Origin of the sequence: Mesorhizobium sp. M4B.F.Ca.ET.089.01.1.1, from assembly GCF_004022605.1 — a bacterium.
Lineage (GTDB): Bacteria > Pseudomonadota > Alphaproteobacteria > Rhizobiales > Rhizobiaceae > Mesorhizobium > Mesorhizobium abyssinicae.
Window position 1 is genome coordinate 1 of the sequence record NZ_RZOS01000950.1, and the last position, 964, is coordinate 964.

General features: G+C 60.4%; 1 protein-coding gene and 1 pseudogene. Both read right to left on the bottom strand.

Annotated features, from left to right (window positions below; all coding sequences use genetic code 11):
- Positions 1-415, bottom strand: a pseudogene (locus EN780_RS35275) (PAS domain-containing sensor histidine kinase); the annotation flags it as partial.
- A 364-nt stretch (positions 416-779) separates the two neighbouring features.
- A partial coding sequence (locus EN780_RS39915) for a hypothetical protein (RefSeq protein ID WP_210215091.1) occupies positions 780-964 on the bottom strand: 185 nt, incomplete at its 5' end.

Here is a 964-nt window from a genome sequence, read left to right on the forward strand (position 1 = left end):
AGCCAGCGAAAGGTTGCAGCAGGACGGCGCCGAGCGCGGACAGCGCGCCCCAATAGACTGCGCGTCGCGAACCGCCGATCCACCAGGTTTCGAACGGCAGCGCAAGCGCAAGCAGCGCGACAGGCGAGGCCAGCCCGCCCGCGGCGAAGATCGCGGTGCCGAGGGCAAGACCGCCGAGCACGAGCGCCGCCTGGCCGGCAAGCGCCATCCGGCCCGAGGCCGCCACCAGCAGCGCGGCGAACCAGCAGAAGCCGAAGGCGGCAAAGATCGCGGCAATCGTGACGGCGGCGCCGAGGCTCGATGTGACCAGCGTCACCGCGGCGCCGGCGGCGAGGAAGGGGGCCGCCAGCATGACACCGATGAAGCGGCGCTGGCGCAGGCGCTCGCCCGCGGCGGTAATGGTCGGATGGACCATACGGTCGCAGCCGGCAGCCATCGCGCCAGGCAATTCAACGTATCTGGCCGTAATCGAACTCAACGCACTCGCACCCGGTCGTGAACTGCCCTGCTTTTCGCAGATCGCTGTTGTTGTCCTGAAACTCTCATTCAGCGTTTAAGGAATGGATAAGGCGGACCCGGTCGACGCCCGGCCCGCGGCAAATATTGGGACGCCGTCACGGCGAAACCCGGCGATCTCGTGCCATGGTAAACGGAGGGTTATGCAAAACGGGTGGAGGCAAGCTGCGCAAAACCGAGCGTCAATCGCCCTTGCGTTTCAAAATACACTTTAATAACAACCAGATACATGGTTATCGTAAAGTTAATGCAAGCGATGAGATTTAAGTGAAATCGGTTGCAAAACCAATCCTTTCGAATTTGCCTAAAATTTGAGGAAAATTCTCTGTTTGCTTACAAGCCGGTCTTTGCGCGTGTGTGCCACTATGCAACCCATAAAAGAGGTCATGCCGAAGGATGCGTGATCCGGTCACGGACGAGAGGGCATTGAGATGGGCTTTCTTATTAG